Genomic DNA, 23537 nt, shown 5'->3' with positions numbered 1-23537 from the left:
CGGAGCGAACAGTGCGGTAGCGGGCACCAAACAGGTTGGTACCCACCGACTGAGGGAGCACCTGACATGGCTGGACGTCCAAGGCTCGATAAGCACACAGCAACGGGGAACCTCGTCGATGATCCGGTAACACGCGAGGTAAGCGGATCGAAGCTCGTCACTTTCCGTCTGGCGGACACACCCCGGGTCTTTGACCGTGAGGCCAACGAATGGAAGGACGGCGAAGCGGTCTTCTACGACGTCGCCGTGAAGAGCGTCCGGTTGGGGGAGAACGTCGTGGGCTCCCTCGCGAAAGGTAACCGGGCAACGGTCACGGGCAACTATGAGGCCGTCCCGTATGTGAACAAGGAAGGCAGCCCTGGCCTGAACCACAGGGTCTGGGCTGATGAAGTGTCTGCTTCGCTGGAGATCGCCACGGTGGAGATCGCCCAGAACCAGAAACCGGGTCTCTGGGCCAAGGCGATGGACGCCCAAGTCGCTCCGGTCGATGTTGAACAGGCCACGGTTGACCGCGAATGGGGCCTCGTCTAAGTCCGCAAACCTCGTTATTTCCCGGCCCGTCATGGCGTTCGCGTTGTGACGGGCTTGCGGCCGTTCTGAGCGGTCCCCGTTTTCCCTGGACTTGACATCCCGTTGGGAATGCCCACGTTATGTAAACCTGAAAGGCCGTGCACATGGCGCGACGCAAAGTAGACCCGAACCAGCTGAGCATTCTTGATCTGTTGGCGGATCTGGAAGAACCGGAGGCAAATGATGTCCAATCCAGTAGAGCAGTGGCAGTTGCAGGAAGTGATGTCGGAGCGGGCATCGGCCCCGGAGACGGATATCGAGGCAGCCCTGAACTGGGAGATCGACCCGGAGGCGTGGAAGGAACCGCACGCCGCGGCACCCCACATGACTTCCCTGGTGCAGAACTTCGAGGAGCTGTACGAGGGGAAGAGCCTGCTGGACGGGCTGAAGACCCCGCTCTCGGAAGCGGACCCGGAGTTCCTGGACCTCGTGAAGGCGTACTGGGCCCAGATGAAGCGGGACCACAGCCCGCTGCTGCCCCTGACAGCAGGCGCCCACGAGCTGCACCGGTTGTCCGCGAAGGACATGGCAGTGTCGCTGGACAGGATGAACGAGATCATGCGGACCGTCTTCGACTGGATGATCAGCCAGGGCAAGCAACCGGTCCCCGGCTGGACGACATGGAACGTGGGACTCCCGCCGGAGCTCGAGGAGCTGCTGGAGGACTGAGTGGTGTCCCGGTCGATTTCAGACCGGGAACGCAGGTCCTGCCACCCTCGGGGGCGAAATCCCGCGCTGTGGCGAACATGGAGGCGCTGCGCCTGTTGCATCAGCTGCAGGACGAACAGCGGCACGCCTCACCCGCTGAGCAGGATGTCCTGGCCCGGTGGTCGTCCTGGGGTGCTGTCCCGCAAATCTTCGAAGAACACCGCGAGGAATGGGCCACTGAACGCGCGGAACTGAAGTCCCTGCTGAGTGCAGAAGGACACGCCCAGGCCTCCGCGACAACGATCAACGCCCACTACACCGACCCGGCGGTAGTGAAGGCCGTTTGGGACTCACTGCAGAACGCCGGCTTTGGTGGCGGAATCGTCCTGGAGCCAGGTTGCGGGGCTGGCAATTTCATAGGGCTCGCCCCTGAAACAGCCGCAATGGCCGGTGTTGAGTTGGACTCCACCACGGCCGCGATCACCTCTTTCCTCTACCCCTCCGCCCATGTCCGGGCAGAAGGTTTCGAAGACACCACCATCCCGGAGGGGACGGTTTCCGCCGTCGTCGGTAACGTACCTTTCGGTGATTTCGTGGTTCATGACTCCCGGTACAACACCTCCCGGCTGAGCATCCACAACTACTTCATCGCCAAGTCCCTGCGCCTGACCGCGCCCGGCGGGTACGTCGCAGTATTGACCTCCACGTTCACGATGGATGCCCAGGGAGCGAAAGCCCGCCGGGAAATCGCCAAGTACGGTGACCTCGTAGGCGCGGTCAGGTTGCCCAACGGTGCATTCAAAGCAGTGGCCGGCACGGAGGTCGCAACGGACCTGCTGGTGTTCCGTCGCAGAAAGCCGGAGGAACGGCCAGACGAAGACCGGATCAACGCTTGGGTGCAGGCTTCCACAACGTGGGCTACGCACCGGCAAAGCGGGGAACCGGTCCAAGTCGGCATCGGGGGTTGGTTTGCCGCCCACGACGACGCAGTGATAGGTGTCCTCTCCGTCGGGCAGGGGATGTACAACGACTCCACCCTCGACATAGCGGGGCCCTACGGTGAGCCATTGGCTGATGAGATCAGGGACAGGCTTGGGACACAGCTGTCGGAGGCCGCCGCGGCGGGGTACGGATATGCCGCTGAGCCGGTGGCCGTTCCGGGAGAACTCTTCGCTCCGGGACTGGTGCGGGATGCTGGCGTGGCAGAGGCGGTGACCGGGCACGTCCGGTACGAGAGCGGGACGTTTGAAAGGTTCAACGCGGCACGGTCTTGGGAAGTCGTCAAAGTTCCCCGCGCTCGGAAGGATGAAGCCGTTGCCCTGCTGGGTATTCGGGACGCCGCCCGCGCAGTCATTGATTCCCAGCGTTCCGGCGCACCTTCGTCTGAACGGGATTCCCTCCGGGCGGGGCTCACTAATGCCTACGACGCATACTCGGCAAAGTACGGGCCTATCAATCGTTTCCTCCTGCAGACGAACCCTCCCACCAGTGCAATGGTGTCCAGGCGCATTGCCGCGAGCGAAAAGAACTGGCGCATGGGTCTGCCCACGGACGGCACGGTAGCCGCTTCCGAAATACCCATCCCGGAGTCGCTGTCCGCTCAGTGGCTGGAGGAGGCCAGTGCGCCACGAGATCCCGTCAAGAAGCAGGATCACCTGGGTGTGCTCGCCGGCGACCCGGGCCGGGGTCTGCTGCTGGCGTTGGAGAACTTCGACGAAGAGACCGGGCTGGCCCGGAAAGCGGCGGTGTTCGAACGCGACGTCCTCGCGTTCAGAGAACGTCCCGCCACAGCTGCCAATGCTGCAGACGCTCTGGCAATTTCCCTCGACGAGTCACGTGTTGTGGACATGCCTCGCATTGCCGGACTACTGGACGTTGAAGAGACTCAGGCAAGGGAATTGCTCGGGACTCTGGTCTTCGAAGATCCGAGAACAGGAGACCTCCTGCCGGCCGTGCAGTATCTGTCCGGTGACGTGCGGACCAAACTGGAAGCCGCTCGCGATGCGGCGAAGGACGAAAGTCGCTTCGAGACAAACGTGCGGGCATTGGAAGGGGCCATGCCCGAGCAGGTAACGGCGATGGATATCATCGCCAAACCCGGCGTCCGTTATGTAGAACCGACCGACTACGAAGCGTTCATTGCCGAAAAGTTCGGGGTCGCGGCAACCGTGGCCAACAACGAAGTCGATGCCTCCTGGGAGCTGCGTTCAGCGAATGGTTCCCCCAGGTTCTCGCCTGAAGTCCGGTTTTCCTACGCGACTGGGGACAGGACGCCCTTGGCTTTGCTCCAGTCTCTGATGAATAACCGCACCATTGTCATCCGCCGCACCATCACGGATGAGCATGGATCCGAGCGCCAAGTTAAAGACGTCAAGGCGACGTTGGAAGCCCGGGACAAGGCGGGCAGGATCGCAGAAGATTTCGGGACCTGGTTGTTTCAGGATGCCGGACGCGCGGAGCGGATCACGGCTACCTACAACAGGATGTTCAACTCTCAGGCTTCCCCGGATTATGCAGCCGCGGGGGAAGCGCTGAGCTTTCCTGGCTTGAACGGCGCCTACACCCCGCACCACTATCAGCGGGCAGCCGTGGCGAGGATCCTCAACGAGCCGGCTGTGTTGCTCGATCACGTGGTCGGCGCGGGAAAGACCGGGACGATGGTGATGGCCGCCATGGAACTGAGGCGGACAGGCATCGCCAATAAGCCGGCCATTGTGGTCCCAAATCACTTGGTGGATCAGGTGAGCCGGGAGTTCGTGGACTGGTACCCGACGGCAAATGTTCTTTCCGTACCAACAGGGATCAAGGCCGAGGACCGCGCCTTCTGGGTTGCGGCGGCCGCAACCGGTGACTGGGACGCGGTAGTGATCCCGCAGACAGTCTTCGCGAAGATCCAGGTGGATCCGGCCAAGACACAGGACTGGCTGGAAGAACAGATCACCGAGCTCAGGAAAGCCAAGGAAGCCATGTCCGGGGAAGAGAAGTCCCGGATCAAAGCCGTCGAGCGGGCCATCAAAAGGCTGGAAGAACGTCATGCCCGGATTACTACGGGAAAGGACGTCGGTGTCACCTTCGAGGAGACCGGCATCGACTATTTGTTCGTGGACGAGGCCCATCACTACAAGAACCTTTTCCGCCAATCAGATTCCTACGAATTGGCCTGCACCGGTTCGGACCGCGCCTCCGACCTTGATTTCAAGCTGCGGTCCCTGCGGGAGACAAAACTGCAGGATGCACTCCAGGGTGGCTACCACCGAGAGGGGTATCTTCCTGCGGTGGCCACCTTCGCTACCGGTACCCCGGTGGCGAACTCCATGTCCGAAATGTGGGTCATGCAGCACTACCTCCGCCCGGACCTGCTGGAAATTGCCGGGCTGCAGGAGGTCAATTCCTGGGCGAACCAGTTCACGGAACGTTCTACCGTCCTGCGGATCTCCCCGGCCGGCGGTGGATATGACCAAGTGGAACGGATCAACAAGTACATCAACCTACCCGAGCTGCTCAAGATCACGAATCAGTTCTCAGACGTCGTGACCGTTTCGGACATCACCGCGAAGCTCCCGGTGTTGGAAGGCAAGGACCGCCAGCTCGCCAAACGTCAGCCTTCCGGTGCCGTCACCGAATACGTGAAAGAACTGGGGGAGCGAGCAAAGAATCTTTCCGGGGTTGACCCAAAAGAAGACAACATGCCCAAGATCACCAACGACGGGCGAATGGTCGCCCTGGACCCGCGGCTGAAGCATCTGCCTGCAGATCCCGACGGCGGCCGTCCTGTTCAAGTCGCCGCGAAGGTTTGGGAAATACATCAAGTGACCAAAGACCGCGCCTACACACTTCCCGGCGGCTCGGCCTCGGACACTCCCGGCGGCCTGCAACTGTTGTTCTGCGACAGGGCAGTGCCCAACACGGACGGCCGGTTCAGCATGTACGACGCTATAAGCGACGAGCTCGTAGACCTCGGCATGGACCAGGAATCCATCGCCTTCATCCATGATGCGCCGACCGATGATGCCCGGAAGGAGCTCTTCGCGAAATGCCGCGACGGGCGGATCAACGTGCTCATCGGCTCAACAGAAAAAATGGGCACCGGCACCAACGTCCAAGCCCGCGCTGTGGCCCTTCATCACGTTGACGTTCCGTGGCGTCCTGCAGACCTGGAGCAACGCGAAGGGCGGGTACTGCGACAGGGCAACCAAAACGACCAGGTGAGCATCCACTCCTACGCGACGGCCGAAACTTTCGACGTCTACATGTGGGACATGGTGGCCAGAAAAGCGAAATTCATCAACCAGCTCAAGCGTGGAGACGTTCAGGGCAGGACCATGGACGACGGGTTCGGAGACCTTGAACTCTCGGCCGGCCAGGCCGCAGCCGCGCTGTCCGGAGATCCCCGCCTCGAGCAGCTGGCAAGCCTGCAGATGGAAGAATCCCGGCTCCAGTCCCTGCACCGGTCCTTTACCGACGCACAACGTCGCAGCAAGGGCGAGCTAGCGATCACCCAGTCGGCGCTGGCCGCCATCATCCAGGATCTGCCCACGATTACGGCAGCGGCCGCTACCTATCGAAGCACCACCGGCGACGCGTTCAGGATGAGCGTCGACGGCACCAACCATCTTGATCGGATTGACGCAGGCATCTCACTGCAGAAACTGGTCGTCTCCAGGATCCAGCCACTGCCGACAGGAGCGGGACCGTACCAGGCCCTTGGCACGGTGGGAGGCCTGAGTATGGAAGGCCGCTATCACCGTGGACTGGAACTGAGGATCGGCGGTTCCGACGTCGCAAAGGTCCATCTCGACTGGGACACCGCAATCAAGGCCGACTCCTTGGGCATGATCCGACGTCTGGAAAACACAGCTGGGGCGACAGCAGGTATCCGCGACGACCTCATCCGGAAGCAGGCGGCGCATCAGGCCGCCATACCCTCGCTGCAGGAAACACTAACCCGCCCATTCGACCATGCAGCCGAGTTGGCTGCCCTGCAGCTGAAGATCACCGACCTGATGAACGATATGGGCCTCAGTCAAGACGAGGATGCCGAGACCGACGTTCCCCCAGTGATGGGGGAAACCCTTGGTTTGTTCGTCCCGGACCAGGGCAAAGTCTCAGCCGGTGACCTGCGCGGTGGCGACGTCGTGACTGGTCTGCGGGGGCGGGGACAGGCGCTGTTCCGGGTCGAGTCCGTCGTGAAGCACGAGAAGACTGTGGTGCACGAACTTGCGGAAACGGATGAGGCCCTGGAACCGGTGAATCTCGGCTGGTACGACTCTGTCGAGCTGGTCAGCCGGCCGCAGTCGGCATTGACCCCGTTCGAGCGGGCGTTCCTCAAGGTTCCGGAAACGGATGCTGTCGCAGTCAACGACCAGGACATCAACACCGGGGAACGCATCACACTCCAGCGCCCGGTGTTGGACGCTACCACCGGCATGCCGACCGGGAACACGATCATGGTCACAGGGACCGTTGAAGTCCGGTCCAACGACTGGGTGGTAACCGATGATCACGGATCCCGGCATAGTTTCAATTACAGCCGGTGGGCAGGCAGCGGGGCATCCCCGGTATTGCGGCATGGCGTCGTGGATCCGACCTCGCTGGCCGCCGAACTGGCCCTCAAGGAAAGGGAAGCCTCGTTCGTTCACGCCGATCAGTTCCTTCCGGGGGACGTTCTCCTCGAAGACGTCGAGGGTCTGGGGCTTCGGGGAGACACGGCGAGTGGAGGAAGCATCTATCAGAGCGCGTCCTTCATCGATCCCATCACAGGCAGCAAACGCGAAACGACCGGATACTACGAGCCCCGTGCCGTGACTTATCAACAGGGAAGGATCTTGACCCTGGACGAGGAACGGGAACTATATCCGGACGGGTACGGATCCATGATCGAAGACCTCCGCGCCGGAGATGTGGTCCCGGCCCATGAACTCGATCGGAGCCAGGCGCGCAGGGACAACGTAACCGTCACCGCAGCAGGAGCAGGGACCATGGTCGATCTGAAGTACAGATTCGATGATGGCGAGAAGGGCACATGCCGACGACGCTGTGACCAGAAGATCACCATCCATGCGCGCAGATACGGCGCCCTTACAGATCTGGAACGAGCCACACTGCAGGCCCCCGACCAGGTTACGTCCATAAGCGCCGGCGGCCTGCGAAACGAACACCAAGGGCAGTGGGTCCGCCTTCGAGCTACGAAAGGATCCGTTGCCAGCTGGCAAAAGCTCCAACACATGACAGGTCGGGTCGTGGCAGCAGAAAAGGTTCCTTCCCGGGACAGGTACGGCTCGGGGACCATGGTTCTGGTCCTGGAGGAACCGGGCGGGACAAGGACCAGGTGGACGGCATCGGAAAGCACTCCCGTGCTGATGTGGACGGGCGAACTCCCGGAGACACCGTTGGACTTCACAGGGCTGGATCTGGAAGCGGCCCCTGTCGCCGTGCAGCCACCGCCTCCCGCGGCTGAAGACACCATCGTTGAGGCCAGCGCGTTCCTCAATGAACACGTCATGGTCGGAACGGTGCAGCTAGGCAAGGCACCAGCTGCACTAGTACCGGAAACCGTAGCGCCTGTGCCCTCCCACGGAGACGGCGTCGGCATGCAGGGTCCGGCAGCGGTCCTCGGGGAGATGCCCATCCTGGAACACACAGCTGAGGGCAGCAACGTGCGGAACGTCGGCCGGGACGAGGCATCCCTGCATGGTCTGTTGAAGGAGTCCGGCTTCAAGTTCTCCCGCCGGCAGGAACTCTGGTACTTGAACAGCACCTGGAAACCTGGGACCCGTGACACCAAAGTCATGAATCTTATCAGCGCGGCCGCCAAGGCTGGAGTCAGCTTCGATATCCAGGATCCCGGTCCCAACCGGCGAATGGCTCTGCTCAAGGAAGGAGACCGGATCCGGCTCAGCCCGGGCAAGGCCGTGATCCACGGTGTAGACGGCTTTGGGATGCATGAGGCGGTCTCCGAGTTCCCGGAAATGGTCGCGGAAGTCCGGGAGGGACGTTCCACGCACCGCACACCGGTTCAAGTCAGTATCGGCGAACGAGCCCACAGGTTCGACATCAGTCATGAGTCAGGAGCTCTTGAACTGGTGTCTCTGGAGGACGCAGAACGGTGGAATGTGGAGATCGGCGCGGTGCTGCCGCCAGGGGTTTCCGCTGACCTTGACCGGAAGACAGGCAGGCGCGTCCAGGACCTGGTCCCCGGCCAGCGCGTCAGTGTCAGCGGCAAGGAGATCACCTTGGCTGATTTGAAGTCCTACCAGCGGCAACGCTACGACGGCGTCAAGGTCCTTGCGGTGGAAAGGGGACCGGTTGAGCAGCTGCGCTATGTCCTGCTGGAACGCGAACAGAGCAGGAGGGTATGGGTCGAGGCTACCGCCACGGAAACGGTCCCCGTCCACGAGGCCGGGACCATCCGCGAAACCGGCTTCTCGGCTCCACGGTTCCGCATTCAACATGTCAACGACGTCCGTCAGGGCGAGAAGGTGTCAGCCACCGGCATACGCCCGAACGGTACTGGCGCCAGGATGCAGGAGATTATCACTGCCAGTGGGACACTAACGGCGGTCGAGGATCGCAATGGTGGGGAGTACGAACTGACCATAGAGACCCGCCGTGGACCTGTCCAAGTCAGGCAAGGTGAAGACTACGGCTACAGGCCGGAGGTCACGACAATGACGCCCGGGACCACCGCAGTGCCCACAGTGGCGGCAAAGCCCCTGGGGCTTGGTCCGGGACTGGACACGCTGGATCCACTGCTGACAGGAACGACGATTCAACACCCGTCGCTGTAGCCAAACGACGGGTCCGGCCAGCTTCGGCTGGCCGGACCCGTCGAAAAACACATTTCTGACTGACTGACAGGGCAACACGGTGCGGGTCATGTCTGGCCAGATTCTGCCCACGAATGTCCCTGACTGGTCAGGCTATGGGCGCTCTTGATGCAACGAGCTCGTGGAACAGACCAAGGCCCTTTATCGGCTTTGAGCCGCCAGCCATGGGAAGTCCGGGCTGGACCCTGAGTTACAGGTCGATTCCTGGACCGGCGCTTCCGGGCCCGATGAGATCAACGGGTTCCACGGACTCGGTGGCGCTTGCACTGCTTCGGTGTATGGTCCTGGCGAAGTCCAGGAGGGTGGAGCTGAGTTTGGGGAGCTCGTCCTGAGGCAACCCATATCTGGTGTAGTCGGTGGTGGGCAGGGTTCGGTGGCGGGCCATGGAAGTGGCCAGTAGCGGCAGGTCAACGTTCGGGTCCCGTCGCTGGCACAGTGTGATGAGCTGCTTGTGCGTGAATCGGCCGCTGGCAATGATCGAGTACGCGTCGAGGTAGTCCCGGGCGTAGCCGCGGGAGTAGACCGCGAGCAGTTTGGAAGCAACCGAGTCTTTCAGGGAGAGTACCGGTCCGACGTCGATAATTGCCGGGGAGTTCTCCCACCAGTCCAGGCCAAGGTCGATAACAACGGCGTCATCATCACGGCCCACGGTGACGCTGGCGAATTCATCATATTGGCGCGTTATCTCGACCGTGTAGCCTACGGATTCGAGCGCTGCGGTCATTTTCCGCACCGAAGCAGCGAACGTGGCCGGCGTGTGCCGGCGGTGCAGTGCGAAGAGGTCGATGTCTTCGGATGGGCGTGAGCTGATGCCGTGTTCTGCCAGTGCCTGCCCACCCGCGAGGAGGAAGCCGTCAGCCGCCAGGACGTCCAGGGCGGTCTTGGCGGCTATTCGCTGAGCTTGGTCCACGAGGGGTGCTCCTTGGCTTCGGTGTATGCGGGGAGCTCCGGGAAGACTGCTTCCCAGGCGCCTCTGCAGCGGGTCGGCAGGAGCATCGTCGACCAGAGTTTGGCGAGCCGTTCGGCATTGACGATTCTGCAGATTTCTTCGACTGATCCAGAGTTCTGAAGTGTCAGCTGGTAGAGGGCTGAGCAGCTGGCGTCGTCGTCAATGTTGTAGTGCCGTTCCGGGCCCCAGTCGAGGTGGATTGGCAGCTCCACAGTCCCGAAGGCGGGTCCTTGTAGGTCCTCCAATTTGTCGGGAACCAGGTAGACCAGGGAATCGGCAATGGTGCGTCTTTCCGGCGCAGCGCCATGGACGTACTCCCTCAGACTTGCACGGACCCGCTCGGAGACCGTAGTCCCCTCCCTGGTGGCCTTGCCATGCGCTGCTTCCCATAAGGGGTCCTCGACACGGACTGTTCGTCGCGTTGTTCCGGCTGACATGATCTGCTCCCGATTCGTTGCGTTTGGCCCAGTCTACTGGGTGTCATGACACCTTGGTAGATGTCATGACACCCATCGAGAATTGTTGGCTAGAGTTCCCATGCCGCGTCGATGTCGGCAGGTTGAATTTCGTCCGGACCAGGGGTAGGTGTGCGATCCCAGTCGACGGGTATTGTCTCCAGCGTGTCCAGGTTCTCGAACTCTTCCGTGAGCTGTTCGGCGAACCTGAGACGTTCGTCGTCCTCAGCGAAGGAGACGTTCGCCCAGACGTCCTCGGGTTCGGCGCTGTGGGCGTTCGTGGGGCGGGGAGGGAGGTGCTTTCTGGCCCGTTCGTAGTAGTCGGTCATGGTTTTGTCTGTGGATTTAGGTGGTGTTCCCCATGGTGTTTCGGCGTCCTGTTGGCCGGATACTTCCCGCCAGGCCGTGACGGCACGCACGGTTGCTGGGAAGTTTTCAGTCTCTTGGTGTTCCTCGCGCAGTTCGTTGACCCAGTCGGGGGAGTCATCCCCTGCCAGTGGAGGGATGAGCTGATCCAGGCGGGCGCTGATTTTGTCCTGTAGAAGCTGTTGGATGCGCCGGCCTTCGGCTGTTGCCGGTGCGAAGGCGGCGGTGACGACGCCGACGTCGGATCTGGGGGAATCGGTGGCGGATTCCGTTGTGGCGGCCTTGAGCATTTCCTCAACACTTGCGTTTTCCGGGTTGGCACTGTTGAGGGGCGGGCCGGCGTGGACGAGGGCGGTGAAGAGCCTGTCCGTGGTGATCTCTTCTTTCCGTTCCGGACTGAGGTTGGCGTCCAGCCAGTCGAGCATGGTGGAGGTCTTTTCGGAGGATCCGGCATAGTCGTATTCGAAGACCATGCGGGCGAAGTCGTTGGCGTAGCCGTGCTCGGCGTCGCGGACTTCGTGGGCGGTCATCTCGTGTGCCTGATTGCCAAGGACACCTTTCAGGACGGCCATCGCATCTTCGGGAAGGATCTTGCGGACCATGCCCCACTCGTCGGGTGCGTGCTCTTCTTCTGGATCCGGAAGGTCCACGTAGCAGGTGTTCCCGTGTCGGCCGCGGGTCATGGCGACGTAGAACAGTTCGCGTGCGAGTCCGGGTGAGACGACGGTGTGCGCCGAATCGACGGTGACGCCCTGGGAGCGGTGGGAGGTGCAGGCGTAGCCGAGTTCTACAGAGGCGTGGAGGTAGTCGGGGTCCAGTTCAATGAGGGCGCCGGTATCGGTGCGGGTGGCGGTTACCGATCCGTCGGGACGGATCGTGGTCACGGCCAACCGTGTTCCGTTTTTGATGAAGTGCCCCTCGGAGTCTTTGAGCCGGCGGTCGTTCTGTCGTGCAAGGATCAGGTCGCCGGTGCCGGCCACCCCGCTTCTGAGATTGACGCTGGTTTCCAGGTTCACTCGGCCGGCGGCGGCGAGGTCCAGCTGGGCGCGGATGTTCAGGTCGTTCACGGTTCCGTTGTCTCCTGCGATGAGCAGGCTGGCGGTGATGTCCTCTTTGGTGTCTTCCATCCATGCTTGGTAGGCGCGGTCCGGGGCGGTCCCTTCGGGGCATCCGTGGATCCTGCCTTGTTCGAGGTAGGTCGCCAGGATGTCCGGGTCCCCGGTGCGCAGGCGCAGGGATGCTGTCCGTTCCCATTCGGCGCTGAATCTCCAGACGCTGGTCAGGATGGGCGGGTTGGTGTTGCGTTCCAACCATCCTAGAAACCCACCGGCTTCGACGGCGTCGATCTGGGCGGCGTCTCCCACGAGCAGGAGTTTGGCCCCGGCGTCATCTGCTTGGCGGGCGAGTTCGGCCGCGGCGGCAGTGCCGACCATGGATGCTTCGTCCAGGATGACGAGCTGACCTGGCCGCATCCGGTATTTGGCTTGCTCGGCGTACTTTGTGGCGAGCCTGGTGCATGCGGCGTTGAGGCGGGTCTGTGCCCTGTCCCTGGCCCCTCCTTTCGCTGGGGATCCTTTGATGGAGGATTGGTGCCGGTCCACGATGGCTTCGAGCTTGCTGATCTGCACTGCCCGGCGCGCGGCGCCGTCACCGACGGATTCGTACAGCCACTTGGCGACGTTGTCTGTGGGTGCGTCTATTTCCTCCCCAAGGACGGCGGCAGCGACGGCCGAGGGTGCGAGCCCGATCACGGAACCTGTTCCGTGGGTCCCTTCCCAGACATCGCGTACGGCTTTCATGGTCGTGGTCTTGCCGGTCCCGGCTGGGCCGATGATGCCGTCGATGGCCGTCCCGCTGCACAGAACTGCCTGCGCAGCTGCGGCCTGATCCTCGCTTAGGGGCCGGCCTTCCCTGGTCCGCGCCAGGGTGAGTGCTGTCCGGGTTTCGTCCGCGTCCAGTGCCGGCGCTGTTGCTGTTGTCCCGGCGATGAGGAATGCCTCGTCGTCCAGGATCTGTGTGGTGGTGAACCGCTTCGTTTCCTCGTGCTCGAAGGAGCTTCGGCCGCGGATGCTCAGGAACGGGTTTCCCGCTTCGGGCATGGACATACGTTCCGGGCTGAGGGCGACGGCTGTCACGGCTGCTGCTTCGACCACCCGGTCCACGAGCTGTTCCCGGTCCGCCGCGGATCCCATCCGTACCCCACGGAGCAGCCGTTCCGTAGAAGCAATCAGGTTGGCCCGGGTGAACGTGGTCCGTCGGCTGCTTGCGTCGTGGAGGCAGAATTTGCCCAAGGCGTCCACGACGTCCTGACCAAGGTCGGCGTTGGCGACGACTGCGACGTCATGTCCTACCGCATCCCGGATCACGCTGGCGGGGGAGTAGCCGGAGTCAAGCGCGCGTTGACGCCAACCGATCATCTTTTCCGGAAGCGACTCCGTTGAGGGCTGCTTCGCGGTGCGGGAAAAGAGGGTCGCTTGCTGGCGCATCTTCAGAACCATCGCCTGGGGAGGGCGTTTACCATACTGCTCCACCCATTCCGCCACCAGGGTATCGGTCAGGGCTTCGACTTCCAGTGACCTGGACGAGAACTCAGTGATGAGCCCGTCCGGGATGCCTGCCAGTTCCGCGCGGGCGTCCCGCGGATCCTTGTCCGCTTCTCCGAGCTGCTTGAGTAGGTCTTCCGCGTCCGTGCCGGCGAGCCCGGCGGTTCCGTCGCGGATCTCTGCGACGGCTCCGGTGCGGTCATAGATCCGGTCGAAGAGGATGCTGTTGTACTTCTCCGAGACGGCGACCATGTTCCGGTGCAGCGTGTAGGAATCCAGAGTGACCCATTTGCCGTCGCTGACCCGGCGAACACGGTTGGCGATCACCGTATGCGTGTGCAACTGGGGATCACCGGCACGGGAGTCCCAGTGATCAAACATGGAAGCAATCGCTCCTTCGACCGCCACCCACGCAACACCGCCATGACCGGCGCGTGCCTGGATGACGTTTCTCTCCAGCCAGTCCATGCATTCTTCTACGGCCTGCTTGTGGGCCTCGTAGAGGTCTGCCTGCAGCTTCGGATTCGCCAATGCCCAGAGGACACTGACAGATTTGGGCGGGCTGAACGTCAGGTCGAAACCGGCCACCGCTTCACGTGCTGCGCGTGCCGCGTTGCCTATCGGTGTCTTCGCTCCTTCCGGGGCAGTTGCGGCCGTGATGGGACGGGCCCCGAGCTCCTTACCGGACTCAGGATGTGTGAACTGCTCATAGATGCTCTTTGCCGCCCACTTGGTGACCTGCTGGCCGGACACCAGTCCGACACTTTCCAGGCCTCGACCGGCCCACCGACCGGCTGGGGCCTGTGTCTCGGTGTAGTACGCGGTGAGGTCCCTGGTTCCGATCTGTGCGCCGTCGCCGGCGGCCGCCGATTCGAGGTAGTAGTCGATGTTGATCCGCCCGATACTGACTGTCATTTCTTTCCCGCTTTCTTCTGTTGTTCGTTGCGCCAGGAAGCCCATTGCTGCAGGGTCCGCTGGTCGGCTTCGGCAAGGGTCCGACCCTTGGTGCTTTGGTAGAGCTTCTGGCACAGCCGGTCCCACGATTTGTAAACCTGCGCTGCCGCCTTCGTTTGGTGCATGGTCTGGTCGTACGCCGTGCGCAGCTGCTTCTGTTTTGCCGCCAGCTGGGCGTAGGCGGCATTGCCGTCGGCAAGGCGAGCACGTAACTTGCCGACAACGGCGGCATCTGCCGCTGCCGCCCGGACCCCGTCCCTTTCCCCGGCAGCGGCAAGTTGCCGGCGCAGGTCCGTGATCTCCTCACGGAGGGCGGCAGTCTTTGCCGCCTGCTCCGCCACTACGGCAACGGCGCGGCGACGCTCGGTATCAACGGCAGCTTCCAGGGACCGCACCCTTGCCTTGTACTTGTCTCTGGACTCCCGTACCCGGTACTTCCCGGCCGTGGCACCCCGGACTTCCTCGGCCAGCGAGGCCACACGCCTGGCCAACCGCAAGGCCGTCTCAGCGGGCACCGGATCCGCGACAGGCATCCCCCGCCGACGTCGGGACTTGGCCGTCTGCACGCACTCCGTGCGGCAGTAGATGCTTCGTTTGTCCCGTGAATCTGGCAGGGGCCCGTGGCATTTCGGGCACGTCCGGGAGGGCAGTACAAGGTCTTCCATGCCCTGTTGTTCGTTCCCCGCCCGGAAACTGTGTGTGAGATCGGGGTGTCAGAAGACCCCGGTGTGCACCTTGGTGCCAGAGGTGTGAGTCCTTTTTCGTACCTTGAGCCTCCTATGGAGGCTCTGCTTCTCTATGGCTCCTCTGGGGGCTGCATTGATGTCTGGTCGGGGCTGGCTCTGATATTGAGTCGTTGGTCCCTCATTGGTCTTGAGGTTGTCCTGGCAGGTTCGTACGGCCCGTGCTGCCAACAGCCCCGACCTCGACCGCCCCGGATCCAGGATGTGCCCGGTGCCCGCTCACCCACGGTGAGCCGAATAACCAAAGGCGCCGTGGGCATTGGGTGCAGCCGGTCACATGGGTCCCGGCGTCCATCTGTGTGCGGGAAAAGCCCAACGGAAATAGCTTTTGCCGTGCACCTGTGGGCGCCGGGCAACCGAACCCACCCACGACGACGCAGCAGGAAACGCGCCCGCGCAGCGGACCCCCATCATCTTGGGCGAACCAATCTCCCAAGATGACCACAACGGCACCCTTCGGTGCCGGACACCAAGGCGAGCCAACAAGCCGTTGGACGTGTACCGAAGACACCGGACGAAGTCCAGGGCCAAGCGGCAGCGGCAGCGTCCGGCGGCAAGCGGCAAGCGGCAAGACGTCCGCCGCACAACGGCGGCCACGGCAGCGGCAGCGGCAAGCGGCAAGCGGCAAGACGTCCGCCGCACAACGGCGGCCACGGCAAGCGGCAGCGGCAGCGGCAAGCGGCAAGACGTCCGCCGCACAACGGCGGCCACGGCAAGCGGCAAGACGTCCGCCGCACAACGGCGGCCACGGCAGCGGCAGCGGCAAGCGGCAAGACGTCCGCCGCACAACGGCGGCAAGCGGCAGGGTCCAGGCAAGCGGCAAGGCGGCCAGCGGCAAGGCGGCAGCGGTTAATAAACGGAGAAGGGCCGGCTGGTGGGCCGGCCCTTCTCCGCTCCTCGGCAAAAGGAAATCTGTGGTTCAGCTTAGCTGAATGGGAAGGGCTGTGCAGCCGCCTGGGAACACCGTTGTCCTGGCGGCGCGGCACCTGGTCTGGTTCGGAATGGGTGCGGTGAACGGCGGTCCGTCGCTGGTGAGTGGCTGCTGTGGTTCGCACCTAGCGGCGGACCGCCCGACTTCTGGGAGGTTCTCTGCCCGTCTCGTGGTGAGTGGGGCGGGGCCTTGCCGGGCGGTGGGGGTTCCCGCCCGGCAAGGGATCGTTACGCGGCCGCTTCGTCCTCGACTGGCTTGGCGCTGTCAAGGATCAGCTGCTCGACCACACTCGCGGTGTATCCCCACGTGATCAGCTGGTTCAGGTAGTCCCGGTGAGTCTGGCTTGGGGACCGCCACGAGTCCTTGGCGATGGTCTTTTCATACCCCGCGCAAACCAGCGCGATCAGGGAAAACTCCGGTCGTGCTGTGGTCTTGGCGACGTGCTCACGGAGGGGGTTCCATGCCCACGCGTTGGACTCTTCGAACTTCGCCCCGATCATGTCAGCGGCTACCTTGCCCTCGTACCCGCTGGCCGTTTCGGAGTGATGGGTGATGGCGTGGAGGGTGAAGTACTGCCAGCCCTTCGGCGCCTGCTTCCTCGCCAGCAGGGTTTTCACATATTCCCGGCGGACGGTGGTTCCTGACTGCATCAGCTTGTTGTTCTGGATCAGGGTCTTCCTTTCGGCTTTCTGTTCCTCTGTCATGGGGCCTTTGTTGGCTGATGAGGAGCCGTAGCTGTACCGGAGGGTGAATCCGAGGTCTTTCCATCCGGCCACCACCGGGGCGGTGGAGTGGGTGCCGTTGTAGGCGGTGGTGATGGCCACGGCATTGGCGTCCTCCTCGGTGGCCGGTTCCCCGTCTGCGCGGTTCAGCGAGGTAACCCGGACGTTTTCGCTGTCCTCGTCGTAGCCTGCCGTCTCCACGACGGTGGTACCTGCCGCCTCCAGTTCGGCCCTCAGAGCCGCGAGGGCCGCCGCGCGGTCGCGGCGGTCCCTCAGCTGCTGGGTGACGTGGGCGAGCATGTCGGGCTCATCCCTGATGACCGATTCCAATTCCTCAACCGCGTCCTCGTCCGACTCAAACTCCGCCAAAATCAGGGCCGCCTCAATCGTGTAACCCTTGCCCAGGGCGGCGGATCCGCTGTCGGTGGACTTGGCTTTGAGGGCGCTTTCCACGGTGGTCCTGGTCCGTCCGGTCTTCTTCGCGATCGCGGCCGCCGACACCCCGATCAGTGAAAGCTGGTGGTAGGCGTCGGCTTCGTCCGCTTGGGTCAGCTCGGCGCGCTGGATGTTCTCCACTACCTGCGTGACGATGCGTTCGGCTTCCTCGGGGCTGTCGGTGACCATTACCGGAACGAGGGGCCGGTTAGCTTCGACGGCGGCGAGGGTGCGGCGCTGTCCCATCAGGACGTGCACCGCGCCGTCGTCTTTGCGGTGGGCGATGACGGGTTCGAGCACGCCGTGTTCTTTGATGCTGGCGATGAAGGCGGGAGTCAGGGCTGCGTCCTTGCGGACGTTGGTGTCAACGGTCAGGGTTGCGGGGTCGAGCCATTCGAGTGTTGGTGTTGCGTTCATGGTGTTGCTCCTTCTTGCCGAGAAGTTGGGTGGGCGGGGGCGGCCAAGGTGACCGGCCAGCTTCCCCGTTCCCCCGTTGTTTTTTGGTTGCTGGCAAGCTCGCTTGCTCGGCGGCCGACGGAGCCCTGTCTACCCGCAGGGCAAGGTGGGGGAAATTCCTGGAGGAGATCAGCGACGCAGGAGCGCCGGAGGGAAATTCCCGCACCGCAGGCCCCGACGAAGGAGGGGCTAGACGGGGTGGAGCGGACGCCTACAATCCGGAGGACAGCAACCAAAAGACGTCGTAGACAAACAGGGCCAGGGTGTCCGGAGCTCTGCGACGGCGCGCCCTGGACCCAACAGCCGGCCGCGAAGCGGACGCCCATTCTGTTCTTGAAGGGGGTTGAGGACCAATCGCTAACGTGACTTTCCCGAGCATTGGTCCTCAACCCCCTTGAACACCAAAGAGCCGGCACCCAAACGGGGACCGGCTCTTTGGTGTTCCTCGGCAAAAGGAAACCTGGGTGCAGCGTCTTTGCTGCCTGGTGTCAGAAGTTGTGGTGTTCCTGGGCGTGGGTGTAGTCCACTGGGCCCAGGGTTTCGCCGGCTGTGAGCAGCCGCAGTTCGATGACGTCCTCCGCGGGGCTTGCGTCAGGCGCCGGCTTGTCGTCCTCGGTCAGGATGTATTCGGTGCTCATGCTCGCGCTCCTGTCGGTGCAGTTCTTCTTGTGCGCTCACTGTAACCGTCGATCCTGCGCATTGGCTGGGTTTCGGGCTGCGCCCGCGGAGGAGGCCACCCCGCCGCTGAGAGGGCCGGGCCGGATCGTTGACGTGATCCGGCCCGGCCGTCGTGTCGGTTAGTTCTTGGGCCGCTTGTAGGACGTTTCAGCGTTCCGGGCGACGTCCGCGACGTGGCCGCGGTTGATTAGTTCCCGAAGCAGGACCGCGAGGCGGAACCCGGGTACGTCCTCGGCTGCCAGCTTCAGGTACCGGTCGGCCTGGGTTCCGTGGCCTTTGAGCCATTCCAGCCAACCCATCAGGGTCAGCATGGGTGCGCGCTGCCCTGCGGGTACGGCTTTCATCAGCTCGAACGCGATTTCCTGGGCGCGGTCCACCCGCTTCCAGTCGGGGCGTCCGGTGAACTTCCCGGTCACGACGTCCCCAAATCTGCCGTTGTGGGTGGTGATGGTGTCGCGGAACAGGAAGTCCCTGATGAGCTTGTGCTGGAACGCAGCCGCGAGCTTGCGGGCGGTGTCCGTGTCCGGCATGTCCGTGGCGTCCAGCGCGGCCGCCCACGCTTCGCCCGCGGCCGCCAGGTCCTCCTCGGTCCCCTCGGGTGCCTCCACACGGGGTGCCCGGTTGCCCAGCAGCGCGGGGTTGTAGACCTCGATGTCGGTGGCGGAACCGAAGTAGGTCAGCGTGGCGTTGGCATTGCTGTCCCTTATCGCGTCCAGCGGGTACTTGTCGTCTGCGCCGAACTCAGCCCAGAAGGTGCCGGTCACGAGCCAGACGTTACGTACCGGCATCCGGGCCGTGGCGAGTTCGTTGGTCAGGGCCGCGACGTGTGCGGCGTAGGGGTAGAGCTGGCCGTCGGTGCCGGTCTCATCCGTGTAGACAATGACGTAGCTGGCGGTTGCCTCCTCGTCGTTTGCCGCGTAGGTGGCCAACATTTGCGCGTAATCCATCGGCTCGGCCTCGGCCGGGGCGTCCACCCGCAGAGTGGCGCCAAGGGAACCGGCGCGGGCGGTGACCACTACGAAGGATTCCGTGGGGTTCGTGCCCAGCAGGTGCGGGACCGTTGCGAGCAGGTCCGCGGAGCCGGTGATGGTGAGTTTGTCAGTCATGGTTTCTTGTCCTTCTTGCCGAGAAGTTGGGTGGGCGCGGGCGGCCAAGGTGACCGGCCAGCTTCCCCGTTCCCCCCGTTGTTTTTTGGTTGCTGGCAAGCTCGCTTGCTCGGCGGCCGACGGAGCCCTGTCTACCCGCAGGGCAAGGTGGGGGAAATTCCTGGAGGAGATCAGCGACGCAGGAGCGCCGGAGGGAAATTCCCGCACCGCAGGCCCCGACGAAGGAGGGGCTAGACGGGGTGGAGCGGACGCCTACAATCCGGAGGACAGCAACCAAAAGACGTCGTAGACAAACAGGGCCAGGGTGTCCGGAGCTCTGCGACGGCGCGCCCTGGACCCAACAGCCGGCCGCGAAGCGGACGCCCGTCTACCTGATTGAAGCGCAGCGGAAACCAGGGGCGAGCCCTGCGAGCATGCCTGTCATCGCGGATCCCGCGGTGCCCCCTCGCGCAGGCGGCTGCCCTGGCCGAGACCCGGACGCACGGGGGGACCTGTCCGAATTGCAGGAACTCCTACACACGACGTTTACCGGCAAAATCACGGATTCCACGTGTTCTAGGGTTTTTTGGTTCGCCGCGGTGACCAGGTGTCGGCGGATCAGCGACTGTAGGTATTCCACAGTCCGCGCTTTAGCCCGTGTTCATGCCCCACTGTGGTCAGGCGGAGCCCCTCCGCGCAGCTCACGGCTGTCCACACTGTGCATAACCCCGGGCTAGCCTCAATGCCGTTCGGTTAAGGGCGGGGATTCGGTGTCAAGATCCTCGTGGTGAGTGTTGCGGGGTAGGTGCGGCGGTCGACGTTTCGTTCTTTGGCCCGGTATTTGGAGATCGCGCGTTTGATAACCCGTGGTCGGGTTCGTATGCGGCGGGCAGGCAACGGCTCGGCGAGGATCGCCGTACCGATGCGTCCAATGAGGTCGATGGTGGCCCCGGCCGCGGTCCCGTAGGCGTGGACCACTTGGTCGCGGGCTGTCCTTAGGGCAATGCTGAAGGACAATCGATCGGGATCAATCCCGGGGTGCTGCAGGGCCGCGTCGGTCATTGCGGTGCGCAGCACCTGGTAGCAGGTCAGCAGTGCCCAAGTCTCTTGGATGACGGCGCCCGGGTGTCTGCCACGCAGCACCCGCCCGCCCAGGATGCGTGATTTCAGCTCGCAGTACGCCGTTTCGATCTCCCACCGCTGATGATAAAGCCTGGTCAGTGCGTGCGCCGGGGCCTGAAGGGGGTCGAGCATGGTGGTGACCAGGCGGTATTCGGCACTGCGGGTTCCTGCCTCCGTCGTGACGGTCAGTACGGCGTCGATGACCCTCACGCATTGGCCCGCGGCACTGGAAAGGTAGGAACCATCGGACAGGGGCCTCAGGACCGGCAGTTTCATGGCATTGGAACCGGTCTTGGCCCGGAAGAGGAAGTCCGCCCCCGTTTGGGCTACGTCGCGGAAGAAGCCGTAGGTGGCGAAATTCCTGTCCCCGAGCAGCACCATGCCCGGGTGCAGGCAGGAGGTGATTTGGCGGGCGTAGGTCAGCTCGCCCACGGCATCGGTGCCGAAGGCCGCCTCGATCACTGAACGGGTGCCGGCAGTGAGGATCGCGACCAGTCGAATCATTGGGTACCCCGGCTCCCCGTTGGGGCCACTGCGCGCTTTGGGATACCGTGCCCGGTTGGCTTCCGTGTCGGCCACGGCCAGTTGCGTGCCGTCGATCGCCACGACCAGTCGACCCGCAAACCGTGTCGTATGTTGGGAACCAGCCACCGCCGGCCCCTTGACGAAGGTAAACAACTCACGCAGCGGTGCCACTCCAACACGGCGCATCGCTTGGCTCAGCGTCGAGGCAGCAGGGCTTCTCGCCGGCAACGACAGGCCGCAGACCAGGCGCGAATAGACCTGCCTCCATCCTTGGTCAGCGAACAGAACCCCGGCAAGCAACAAGTAGATCACCACCCGCGAGGGCAGTTTCCGTACCCGGCGTTCCTTGCCGCCAGCAGTCTCGATTGCGGCATCAACCATTTCGACCGGGATGATCTGGGTAAGTTCCCCGAGGTGGCCCGGCGCGAATACGTCCGGAACATGATTAATGGCAGAATCAGACACAGTGGCTCCCGTGTGGGTAGATCAGTCTTGGAGGACCGAACTACTCAACAGGAGCCACACCCAAATGCCCCGGTGACACGCCGACTTGACGCCAGACCCAGAACCCTAACCGAACGGCATTGGGGCTAGCCTCCAATGATATAGCCGCCGTCCTGCGGAAGGGGTGCAGGACGGCGGCGGTTTGTTGGGTGCTGCGTGGTCAGAGCCCGTCGATGATGAGGGCGGCTGCGTTCATATAGGCTTCCTTGGTTTTGGTGTTGAGTGCTTCGTAGACGATTTCGTCACCGTCGTCCAGCGCCGGGTCGAATGGGATGACGACACAGTCCCGGACGTGGGCCTTCATGCCGTCGATGATCCGCTGGAGCCGTTCCGCGTTGGCGTTGGATGGCTGGTTGATGATTGCGATTCCGTTGGCGAGCTTGTCCTTGTGGCCCTTGGAGATCAGGTCATCGATCGTGGCGAATGCTTTGCGGGCGCCGTCTTCCTTGTTTGTCGTGACGATAACGAGGATGTCTGCTGCGTCGGCGGTTGCTTCCCAGGTGGAGGCGTTGGTGGCGTTGCCGGTGTCGATCAGGGTCAGGTGGTAGAACTCCCTCAGCGCGGCGTGGGCGTCGCCGAAAGTGTCCCGGTCGATGCGGGCATGGTTACCGGCCTTGTTCGCGCTGGAGAGGACGTGGAACTTGTTCTCGCCCTGGGGCCGGACGTAGTTGACGAGCCGTTCGGCACCGCCGGGGGAGCGGACTTCGTCAATGTTGTCGAGCAGATCGATTACGGTGCGGTCGTGGTTGGCAGTTGCGGCGCGCTCGGCCAGATTGCCCTGGTTTTCGTTGTTGTCCCACGCGACGACGTTGCCGCCGCGGATCCGTCCGATGGTGGCGGCAAGCAGGAACGTGGTCGTGGTCTTGCCCACGCCGCCTTTGATGTTCATTTCACTGATGGTCTTGTGGCTGTCCAGGCCCCGCTGGATCGCGTTGCGCCAGGACCGGAGCTGCTGCTCACGCTGGCCGGGGCCAAGTTTTGTGAATAGGGACCGGTTCATCACGCCGCGGACGCCGATCTGGGCCGGGCCGGTCGGTGCAGGCTGCTTCGCGCGGCTGAATCGGATGGCTGCGGACTCGTCCGGGCCTGCAGGGGCATCCGCCCGTGCCGCCTTGATCTCCGGGGCGGGGGGAGCTGCCGGCGCCGCCTGTGGCTGACGGACGGGCTCGACGAGCTCTTCGAACTCCGAACCACCATGGGTTTTGATGTCCGCGACGTGAACGGCAACGGCACGGTTCTGGCTGTTTGCGAGAAGCTGGGCATCGTTGAGTGCGGTTTCAATGCTCGGTACCAAGTAGGAGCTCTGTCCGGGGACCGTAACGATCCAGGAGTGGTAGTTCACTGTCCACTCAGCGGAAGGGACATCCTCTACCTCTTCTACAACAGATCTGTCCGCATGGATGATGATCGTGTTTCCAAGAGCGGGTTCCGAGGCCTTGTAGCCCTGCTGCTTGACCATGATGGACCCGCCTTGCAGGCTGGCGGTCTGGACGAGAACTTTATGGGCGTCTGACGCTGTCCTGGCCGGTATGGAGGTGCCGTGACGGTCGATGATGTTCGCTTGTGGGGCGACCTTCATGGTGAGTTGATTCTGATGGTTCTCGCTCATTGTTTCCCTTCCTGAGGCGGAGTCTTGCTGTAGGAATCCGATCCGGGGCGGCCACGTGCATGTCAGTACCGGACATCGGAAAGGGCCGGCAGAGCGGGCGCTGCGCCGGCCCTTAGTGGTTTGAGGGTCAGGCGACGTCGGGGCCGTGCGTGGTGAAGGTGGCAGGGACGCTGGCTTTGAACTCTACGATGCTGGCTTTGACGCGTTCTGGCTGGAAACCGGTCCATGTAGCGGTGTCTGTGACGACGACGGGGAGTTGCTGGTGGCCGGCGGCCTTCAGCCTGGCCTGCGCTGTTTCGTTGTTGTCGATCATGACCGTTTCGTAGGCCACGCCGTCACGGTCGTAGAGGCGTTTGGTCATGGCGCATTGCGTGCAGCCGCGGCTTGAATAGATTTTGATGCTCACGGGCTCCTCC

The 23537-nt window shown here is 63.2% G+C and carries 13 protein-coding genes; 3 read left to right on the top strand and 10 right to left on the bottom strand.

Going from position 1 to position 23537, the window contains the following annotated elements; all coding sequences use genetic code 11:
* Window positions 1-66: 66 nt before the first annotated feature.
* The 3 genes from ACQCSU_RS21905 to ACQCSU_RS21895 all read left to right on the top strand — a co-directional run bounded on the left by ACQCSU_RS21905 (window position 67) and on the right by ACQCSU_RS21895 (window position 9005).
* Complete coding sequence (locus ACQCSU_RS21905; protein WP_426979952.1) at window positions 67-531, top strand: single-stranded DNA-binding protein; 465 nt, start codon at window positions 67-69, stop codon at window positions 529-531.
* 222 nt (window positions 532-753) lie between these two features.
* Window positions 754-1239, top strand: a complete 486-nt coding sequence (locus ACQCSU_RS21900) for a hypothetical protein (RefSeq protein WP_426979951.1) — start codon at window positions 754-756, stop codon at window positions 1237-1239.
* Window positions 1240-1316: 77 nt separating this feature from the next.
* Window positions 1317-9005, top strand: a complete 7689-nt coding sequence (locus tag ACQCSU_RS21895) for a DEAD/DEAH box helicase family protein (RefSeq protein WP_426980032.1) — start codon at window positions 1317-1319, stop codon at window positions 9003-9005.
* 229 nt (window positions 9006-9234) lie between these two features.
* Here the strand turns inward: ACQCSU_RS21895 and ACQCSU_RS21890 are convergent, their stop codons facing one another.
* The 10 genes from ACQCSU_RS21890 to ACQCSU_RS21845 all read right to left on the bottom strand — a co-directional run bounded on the left by ACQCSU_RS21890 (window position 9235) and on the right by ACQCSU_RS21845 (window position 23527).
* Window positions 9235-9954, bottom strand: coding sequence for a nucleotidyl transferase AbiEii/AbiGii toxin family protein (locus ACQCSU_RS21890; RefSeq protein WP_426979949.1), 720 nt, complete (start codon window positions 9952-9954; stop codon window positions 9235-9237).
* Window positions 9933-10430, bottom strand: a complete 498-nt coding sequence (locus ACQCSU_RS21885) for a hypothetical protein (RefSeq protein ID WP_426979948.1) — start codon at window positions 10428-10430, stop codon at window positions 9933-9935. Before ACQCSU_RS21885 ends, ACQCSU_RS21890 begins: the two co-directional genes overlap by 22 nt.
* Before the next feature lie 89 nt (window positions 10431-10519).
* Entirely contained in the window at window positions 10520-14272 is a 3753-nt protein-coding gene (mobF, locus tag ACQCSU_RS21880; protein WP_426979947.1) for a MobF family relaxase, read from the bottom strand.
* Complete coding sequence (locus ACQCSU_RS21875; protein WP_426979946.1) at window positions 14269-14802, bottom strand: hypothetical protein; 534 nt, start codon at window positions 14800-14802, stop codon at window positions 14269-14271. Before ACQCSU_RS21875 ends, mobF begins: the two co-directional genes overlap by 4 nt.
* 1410 nt (window positions 14803-16212) lie before the next feature.
* Complete coding sequence (locus ACQCSU_RS21870) at window positions 16213-17559, bottom strand: ParB/RepB/Spo0J family partition protein (protein ID WP_426979945.1); 1347 nt, start codon at window positions 17557-17559, stop codon at window positions 16213-16215.
* A 527-nt stretch (window positions 17560-18086) separates the two neighbouring features.
* On the bottom strand, window positions 18087-18236 hold the full coding sequence (locus tag ACQCSU_RS21865; RefSeq protein WP_201762539.1) for a hypothetical protein: 150 nt from the start codon (window positions 18234-18236) through the stop codon (window positions 18087-18089).
* A 159-nt stretch (window positions 18237-18395) separates the two neighbouring features.
* Window positions 18396-19382, bottom strand: a complete 987-nt coding sequence (locus ACQCSU_RS21860; protein ID WP_426979944.1) for a DUF4192 domain-containing protein — start codon at window positions 19380-19382, stop codon at window positions 18396-18398.
* A 732-nt stretch (window positions 19383-20114) separates the two neighbouring features.
* Window positions 20115-21473: an IS4 family transposase gene (locus ACQCSU_RS21855; RefSeq protein WP_426979943.1), complete on the bottom strand. Its 1359-nt coding sequence runs from the start codon at window positions 21471-21473 to the stop codon at window positions 20115-20117.
* 199 nt (window positions 21474-21672) lie between these two features.
* A complete protein-coding gene (locus ACQCSU_RS21850) occupies window positions 21673-23121 on the bottom strand; it encodes a MinD/ParA family ATP-binding protein (protein WP_426979942.1) in 1449 nt (482 codons plus the stop codon).
* A gap of 127 nt (window positions 23122-23248) precedes the next feature.
* A complete protein-coding gene (locus tag ACQCSU_RS21845) occupies window positions 23249-23527 on the bottom strand; it encodes a glutaredoxin domain-containing protein (protein WP_069953121.1) in 279 nt (92 codons plus the stop codon).
* Window positions 23528-23537 lie beyond the last annotated feature (10 nt).

Origin of the sequence: Pseudarthrobacter sp. O4 (assembly GCF_050157025.1) — a bacterium.
Taxonomy (GTDB): Bacteria; Actinomycetota; Actinomycetes; order Actinomycetales; family Micrococcaceae; genus Arthrobacter.
This window is presented reverse-complemented; position numbering and strand designations above follow the sequence as displayed.

Coding starts and splice junctions, on each gene's coding strand:
- ACQCSU_RS21905 (WP_426979952.1), top strand. CDS start 67: ATGGCTGGACGTCCAAGGCTCGATAAGCACACAGCAACGGGGAACCTC.
- ACQCSU_RS21900 (WP_426979951.1), top strand. CDS start 754: ATGTCCAATCCAGTAGAGCAGTGGCAGTTGCAGGAAGTGATGTCGGAG.
- ACQCSU_RS21895 (WP_426980032.1), top strand. CDS start 1,317: ATGGAGGCGCTGCGCCTGTTGCATCAGCTGCAGGACGAACAGCGGCAC.
- ACQCSU_RS21885 (WP_426979948.1), bottom strand. CDS start 10,430: ATGTCAGCCGGAACAACGCGACGAACAGTCCGTGTCGAGGACCCCTTA.
- mobF (WP_426979947.1), bottom strand. CDS start 14,272: ATGACAGTCAGTATCGGGCGGATCAACATCGACTACTACCTCGAATCG.
- ACQCSU_RS21870 (WP_426979945.1), bottom strand. CDS start 17,559: ATGAACGCAACACCAACACTCGAATGGCTCGACCCCGCAACCCTGACC.
- ACQCSU_RS21865 (WP_201762539.1), bottom strand. CDS start 18,236: ATGAGCACCGAATACATCCTGACCGAGGACGACAAGCCGGCGCCTGAC.
- ACQCSU_RS21860 (WP_426979944.1), bottom strand. CDS start 19,382: ATGACTGACAAACTCACCATCACCGGCTCCGCGGACCTGCTCGCAACG.
- ACQCSU_RS21850 (WP_426979942.1), bottom strand. CDS start 23,121: ATGAGCGAGAACCATCAGAATCAACTCACCATGAAGGTCGCCCCACAA.